The organism is Nocardia abscessus NBRC 100374 (assembly GCF_000308455.1).
Taxonomy (GTDB): domain Bacteria; phylum Actinomycetota; class Actinomycetes; order Mycobacteriales; family Mycobacteriaceae; genus Nocardia; species Nocardia abscessus.
Genome location: NZ_BAFP01000130.1, coordinates 1 through 6,441 on the forward strand (window position 1 = coordinate 1; position 6,441 = coordinate 6,441).

General features: G+C 67.8%; 8 protein-coding genes. 2 read left to right on the top strand and 6 right to left on the bottom strand.

Annotated features, from left to right (window positions below; translation table 11 throughout):
- Positions 1-4: 4 nt before the first annotated feature.
- The 3 genes from argS to ON19_RS26540 form a co-directional block, all read right to left on the bottom strand.
- Complete coding sequence (gene argS, locus ON19_RS26525; protein WP_083899651.1) at positions 5-1,216, bottom strand: arginine--tRNA ligase domain-containing protein; 1,212 nt, start codon at positions 1,214-1,216, stop codon at positions 5-7.
- Between the two features lie 86 nt (positions 1,217-1,302).
- Entirely contained in the window at positions 1,303-1,635 is a 333-nt protein-coding gene (locus tag ON19_RS40730; protein ID WP_083899652.1) for an SDR family oxidoreductase, read from the bottom strand.
- Between the two features lie 41 nt (positions 1,636-1,676).
- Positions 1,677-2,255, bottom strand: coding sequence for a dihydrofolate reductase family protein (locus ON19_RS26540; RefSeq protein WP_043698661.1), 579 nt, complete (start codon positions 2,253-2,255; stop codon positions 1,677-1,679).
- Between the two features lie 149 nt (positions 2,256-2,404).
- On the opposite strand from ON19_RS26540, the gene ON19_RS26545 reads away from it, so the two are divergent.
- Complete coding sequence (locus tag ON19_RS26545) at positions 2,405-3,412, top strand: sigma-70 family RNA polymerase sigma factor (protein ID WP_043698734.1); 1,008 nt, start codon at positions 2,405-2,407, stop codon at positions 3,410-3,412.
- A 445-nt stretch (positions 3,413-3,857) separates the two neighbouring features.
- Here the strand turns inward: ON19_RS26545 and ON19_RS26555 are convergent, their stop codons facing one another.
- Entirely contained in the window at positions 3,858-4,124 is a 267-nt protein-coding gene (locus ON19_RS26555) for a hypothetical protein (RefSeq protein WP_043698664.1), read from the bottom strand.
- Between the two features lie 6 nt (positions 4,125-4,130).
- Positions 4,131-4,319 carry a hypothetical protein gene (locus tag ON19_RS26560; RefSeq protein ID WP_043698666.1) on the bottom strand — a complete coding sequence of 63 codons (189 nt, stop codon included), beginning with the start codon at positions 4,317-4,319 and terminating at the stop codon, positions 4,131-4,133.
- Positions 4,320-4,385: 66 nt separating this feature from the next.
- Here ON19_RS26560 and ON19_RS26565 point away from each other — a divergent pair, with 66 nt between their 5' ends.
- Complete coding sequence (locus ON19_RS26565) at positions 4,386-5,921, top strand: helix-turn-helix domain-containing protein (RefSeq protein ID WP_157229858.1); 1,536 nt, start codon at positions 4,386-4,388, stop codon at positions 5,919-5,921.
- A gap of 262 nt (positions 5,922-6,183) precedes the next feature.
- Here ON19_RS26565 and ON19_RS26570 read toward each other — a convergent pair whose 3' ends face one another.
- Entirely contained in the window at positions 6,184-6,402 is a 219-nt protein-coding gene (locus ON19_RS26570; RefSeq protein ID WP_043698670.1) for an MbtH family protein, read from the bottom strand.
- Between the last annotated feature and the right edge of the window lie 39 nt (positions 6,403-6,441).

Genomic DNA, 6,441 nt, shown 5'->3' on the forward strand with positions numbered 1-6,441 from the left:
GGCATCACGAAGAGTGCGACAGAGCCCGGGTCTTGAACGGTTTGCCGTCGGGGCCCAGGACGGTGCCGTAGGCGATGTGCTCGGCCTCGACCGCCTCGGTGAGCCAACCGGCGCGGCGCGCGGTCTCGAACACCAACTGGAAGTGCAGGGCCTGACGGGAGTCGGTCACATACAGCAGCCGCTCGGCACGCAGAGCGCCGATCCGGTAGCGAATGGTCGCGAGATCGGTGGTGTCGTAGCCGTATCCGCCGTCCCGTTTGCGCACCATCAGCGGCACCGGCTCGTCGTCGGGGCCGGTCACCGTTTCGGAGAACACGACGAGCGCACCGTCGCTCTCCACCGCGATGCCCTTGGTGACCAGCTCATCGATGGTGTCGGCGAGCATCGGGTTGTAGAACGACTCGCCCACGTTGTCGTCGGGAGTGAGCAGAACACCGAGCCGGTCGTAGATGTCGCGGAACGCCTTCTCCGACTCGGCGACGATTTCGCTCCAGCGCGCCGACGTCGCCGGGTCACCGGCCTGCAAGGCGACCACCCGCGCGCGGGCCCGGTCCGCGAACTCCGGGTCGGCGTCGAAGGCTGCACGCGCGGTCTTGTAGAGGCCGTCGAGGGCCGAGACCGCCGACGTCGCACCGCCGAGGTCGTCGTGGCGCCACCGCGCGTCGGGATGCTCGTCGAGATACTGGATGAGCATCCCGAATTGGGTTCCCCAGTCGCCGAGATGGTTCTGGCGGATCACCCGCGCGCCGAGGAAGTCCAGCACGCGGGCGAGGCTGTCACCGATGATCGTGGTGCGCAGATGCCCGACGTGCATCTCCTTGGCGATGTTGGGCGCGGAGTAGTCGACCACGGTGCGGCGGCCGTCTTCGGTGGCCGCCACGCCGAGGCGGTCGTCACCCAGCCGCGCCGCGACCTGCCGCCATACGGCTCGATCGGGCACCGTGATGTTCAGGAATCCCGGGCCGGACAACTCGACCGATCGGATCGCCTCCTCGGGCGCGGAAGCCAATGCCGTGGCCAGTTCGGCCGCGTAATCCGACGGCCGGACCTTCAGCCGCTTCGCGAGTGCGAGCGCGGCGTTGGACTGGAAGTCGGCGTGGGTGGATCGGCGCACCACCGGGTCTGCTCCCGCCGTCTCCGGTCGGGTTCGGTCGATCGCGTCGGAGACAGCGGCGGCGACCTGATCGAGCAATGGCAGAACCCCGGAATGGGTCACGGGACAGATCCTCCTGGTTGTAGGGATGCGCCAGTATCCCAACGAACCCGGCATCGATCACGTGACTTTCGCGGAGCTTTGCCGGGTCAGTCGACGATCATGCCGCCGGTGAGGTTGGCGACTGCCCCGGTGATCGCGGCGGCGCGGTCGGAGGCGACGAAGGCGGCCACGTCGGCGATCTCTGCGATCGTGGGCAACCGTTTGCAAAGTGTCCGGTCCTCCATGCGGGACCGGAATGCGTCGCGGCTGATGCCGTAGGCCGCGGCGTGCAGGCCGTACACCTCGGAAAGCTGCGGCGATTCCGGCATCCCCGCGGCGTGCAGGCACACGACCCGGGTGCCGTGCGGTCCGAGTTCGACATCCTCGCCGCCCGGCTCGACTGGTTCGTCGAAGTGGGGCTGATGGACCGGCGCCCCGATCCGGCCGGGTCAGTCAACGTCGGTGTCGGGGAACGGCGGCTCTATGCGGGTCGGACGGCCTGGTAGACGAGGAAGACGAGGCCGGCGCCGACGGTGCGGGCCTCGACGAGGCGCAGGGGTTTCTCGTCGCCGATCTCGCCGAAGAGGCGTCGACCGGCCCCGAGCACGACCGGATACACGGTCAGCCGCAGTTCGTCGACGAGGTCGTGCTCGATCAGCGTGTGGACGAGCTGAGCGCTGCCGTAGACGACGATGTCACCACCCACGTCCCGCTTCAGCTTCGAGACCTCGTGCACCACCTCACCCGCGAGGACGGTCGAGTTGCTCCACTCGGGCTGCCGGAGCGTCGAGGACACCACGTACTTGGGCAGGCTGTTCAATCTGTCCGCCCACGCGCCACTCCTGGACAGCCAGCGCGCGGCGAACCACTCGTCGCTGCGCCGGCCGAGCAGCAGGGCCTCGGCGGCCAGCGCCTCACCGAGCAAGAGCTCGGCCCACGCTTCGCGGTCCTCGTCCCCGATCCCGAGGAACCAACCGCCACGCCCGAAGCCCTCCTCACCGGTCGGGTCCTGGACGACTCCGTCGAGTGAGACGTTCTCGCTGATGATGATCTTTCCCATCCGGGTTGCTCCTTCGGTGTCGACAGCTACCACTGAGGTAGACACCGCTACGTCAGGAAAGTGGCGCCCGCCGACCGACCCCTTTGCGCCCCGGGTGGTGTCTGTACACGATGGAAGTGCCCCGAGATGCGGGAGAAGGTGACGCGAGGGTGGTGGCCGACGACCTGATGTCCCGGGCGCGAGCCGGAGACGGCGAGGCGTTCCGGGAGCTGATCGAGCCGTACCGCCGGGAGCTGCAGGTGCATTGCTACCGGATGCTCGGATCGTTCCAAGACGCCGAGGACATCCTGCAAGAGACGCTGCTGGCCGCCTGGCAAGGCTTCGGCGAGTTCCAGGGACGCGCCTCGCTGCGCACCTGGCTCTACCGAATCGCCACCAACCGGTGCCTCAACGCGCGCCGGTCGGCCGGCCGCCGCCCGGCCAAAGCGTGGGATGTGCCCGGTGTCGAACCGCCCGAGCCGACCCGGCTCGGCGAAATCGTCTGGCTGGAGCCGTTTCCCGATGCGCTGGCCGATGGTGTCGTCGAGGCGCCGCTCGGCCCGGCGGCCCGCTACGAGCAGACCGAAGCCATCTCCCTGGCCTTCGTGACCGCCCTTCAACTCCTGCCCCCGCGCCAGCTCGCCGTGCTCATCCTGCGCGATGTCCTCGGATTCCACGCCGACGAGGTGGCGGCCATGCTGGATTCGACCGTCGACTCGGTCAAGAGCGCCCTCAAACGGGCACGCGCGGGTATGCAGTACCGACGGCCCACGACCGACGGCGAACCCCGGCCCGCCTCGGACGCACCCGCGCAGGAGGCGATCGTGGCGAGATTCGTCCGCGCGTGGGAATCCGCCGATGTCGACGCGCTGGTGGCCCTGCTGACCGACGACGTCTTCGTATCGATGCCACCGATGCCCTTCGAGTACCGAGGCCGAGACGTCGTGGTCGGCTTCTGTGCCGAGATCTTCCGCGCAGGCAGGAGATTCGACCTCATCGCGACACGAGCCAACGGTCAACCGGCGTTCGGAGCCTATCTGCGCACGCCGACCGGCATCCGCTACGGGACCGGCCTCTACGTCCTCACCCTCACCGGTGACCGGATCAGCGCCATGACCCGCTTCGACAACAACGTGCTCGCTTCGTTCGGGCTCCCGCGATCGCTCCCGAGCCCCTGATCGGCTTCGTAACCGCACCGATTACCGGATTCGAGCGCTGATCGCGCAGCGGCACTCGTCCGGATCGGGGGTCGAAAAGATCGTGTACTTCTGACGCCCCGACGCGTCTCCCGCAACTCGCGGGTTCGGCCGTTGTCGCATCGCATGACGCACCGACTCCTCGCGATTCACTCGGAAGCAGTCGAGCGCTTCGCCGCCCTCGTGCCAGATGTTCGGGTAGATGTTCCCCTCCGACATCGACTCGGATTCGAAAAGCACGGCGGGCGGCAGGCAGTCATACGGGCGGCTCGAGCGGACCACCGGTGGGTCCTCGTATCCCCGTCGTACGGCGATACGAGGACCCGGTGCTGTTCGGGATTCCCTCGCCACAGTCCCGATCAGCAGGTGACACTCGCTGCCGCGCGGATCACGCTCAACGGCAACGAGTTCGGCGCGCTGGCGCTGGTCAGCGCGAGTATCCCTCGGCCCGGCTGTCGGGGACCACGCGGCCGGACGCGACCAGGGTGCGGAAGGCCGCCTGCTTGCGGGGGCAGGCGTCCGCGCGGCAGGGGCGGTGGCCCTGCATCACCCGGTGTGCCTGTTCGATGGTGAACGGCTCATCGGGTGGACGGTGCGAGTCCTCGGTGCCGCCGTGCGACAGACAGGAGCCCACGGCGACTATCGCCACCACCAGCAGTGTGCAAGCGCCGAGCATGCTCAGCAGCGGTTCCACGGCCGGTCACCGACCGGTGGCCTGCCCGGAACAGAACGCCGAGGCGGCTAGGTATTGATGACAGGTCGCGCCGTGCCCGCCGTGGACAGCGCAGAGGAAACGCGCGCGCTCATAGGTCAGACCGAGCGGTTCCTGAGTGCAATCGCGGCTCTGGATCAGCCACAGCTCCCGGACATCCGAGGGCAACACGTCCATCTTTCACCTCCATTAGGGCAGTGCACCCGGCACCGAGAAGGCGCCGCCGGACCGCGCTCGACACGGATGGATCGGGCCGTGCCGGGACCGTGCGCCGGGTTCCGGACATCGGGCGCCCTCGACAGGGTTTGGGCGGACCCCCGATGCCGGGTGCGATTCAACAGTGCGCGTTGCGATTCGGTAGATAACAGACCCGAATGCGGTAATTGCGAGTACTTTCCGTTTGTAGCGGCCTGGAGGGAGGAACAGAGACCTATGGTGGAGGTCGACTGGACGGGTGAAGCTGTACATGCGCTTCGCACGGCGATGAAGCGGAGCCGTTACGAATTCGCGCGTCTGGTGGGCGTCACACCGCGCACCGTGGTCCTGTGGGAGAACGGCCGGACGACCCGGATGCACGCCGCTAGCCAGCGTCTCCTCGACAGGGTCCTGTCGCAGGTGGATTCCGTCGTCTCCGAACGATTCGAGCGTGCGATCACCACGGGCCGGACGACGGCCCACGACTACGAAAGCGCCGATTCGGCGCCGGAAAGGCACACCAAGCTCGGTAGGGAAATCGGGCTCGACAAGGAAGTCGAGGAAGACGACGTGAGAAGGCGAGAACTGCTGGCCTGCATCGGCGCAGGCCTGGCAGGCCAGGCGGCAGACCTGGTGGCGAGCGAACCGGAGCGGATGCTGGCAACCCTCGACGCGGGGTCGATCAGCGAACGGCGATTGGCGTTCTTGGAGCAGTCGGCCGAGGTCCTCGGCACGCGGGTGGTCCAGGTGCCGCCGCACGAACTGCTGCAGACCGGGCTCGAGCAATTCCGTATGGTGCGTGGCTGTCTCGGCGAACGGCAGCCCACCCATCATCAGGTCCGGCTGGTGCGCACCGCGGGCCGGCTGGCGAACGTGGTCGGCGAGATCCTGTTCAACGAGGGTCATTTCGGTCAGGCGCGCATGTGGTACGCCACCGCGATCCATGCCGCGCAGGACATCGGCGATCGCTATTCGGAGGACATCGCCCTGGCCGGACTCGCGTATTTGCCGACCTATAGCGATAAACCAAAGGAAGTCTTGCAGTTACTCGACGGTCGCTTGCAAGAAAATCCGTCGTACGGCCCGGCCGCCGCATGGTTGTGGGGAATGGCGGCGCGCGCGCACGCCAGCCTCGGGCACGCCGATGAATTCGCACGGTGTATCGCGCGATCGGCTTCGGCTCTGGAAGACGTCGGACAGGAAGACCTTTCGGTCGGTATTTTTTCTTTCCGCCCGGAGAAACTCGCTTTTTATCAGGCGATCGGATATTCCCGGCTCGGCCGCGCCGAGGAGACCGCCGTGGCGGCCGCGCGCGCGATGGCGCTGTACGACCCGTCGGAGACCATGGAACCCGCCCTGGTCCGCTTCGAGCACGCCACAGCGCTGCTGGCCTCCGGCGAGATCGACGAAGCCTGCGCGGTGGCGACCGGCGCGATCACGAACGCGCGCACCTACGTTGGATTGACCGTCACCAAACGCGCCAAACAATTCGACTCGGCGCTGGGCGGCCTGCGCACCAGAGCCGTCAGCGAATGGCGGCAGCACGCGCACGCGGTGATCGACTCCGCGCACGCCGAAGTCTGAGTCCCGCACCCGGAGACGCGGCGGCACGCGCAATCGGCTACAGCCGCAGCGCACGTCAAACCCGAGCCCGCGCCGAGACAAGGCCGGACCCGCGCTCGATGAACGATTCCGCGCACGCCGGGGCTCGCGTTCGTGCCGGAGAGGCAAGGCGGGCGCCAGGAAGGACTCCGCGCGCCGGGCCTGAGTACCGCGCCCGACGCCCGGGCGGGGCGCGCCGGTCGGCAGGGGGGTGTGGACCGGCGCGCCCCGCGTATTCAGGTGGTCAGTTCGCCTCGCTGGACATGGCCTCGATGAGCGACTTGGGGCGCATGTCCACCCAGTGCGTTTCCACGTACTCCAGGCAGGACTTGCGGTTGGCGGCGCCGTAGGCGATGGTCCAGCCGCCGGGGACGGCGGCGAAGACCGGCCACAGGGAGTGTTCGCCGTCCTGATTGATCAGGACGTAGAACTTGGCGTCGTCGTCGTCGAACGGATTCTTCATCTCGATTTCCTTCTTCCGGTCGGGTCAGGGATGGGGGGC

Coding starts and splice junctions, on each gene's coding strand:
- ON19_RS26540 (WP_043698661.1), bottom strand. CDS start 2,255: ATGGGAAAGATCATCATCAGCGAGAACGTCTCACTCGACGGAGTCGTC.
- ON19_RS26560 (WP_043698666.1), bottom strand. CDS start 4,319: ATGGACGTGTTGCCCTCGGATGTCCGGGAGCTGTGGCTGATCCAGAGC.
- ON19_RS26565 (WP_157229858.1), top strand. CDS start 4,386: ATGGATCGGGCCGTGCCGGGACCGTGCGCCGGGTTCCGGACATCGGGC.
- ON19_RS26570 (WP_043698670.1), bottom strand. CDS start 6,402: ATGAAGAATCCGTTCGACGACGACGACGCCAAGTTCTACGTCCTGATC.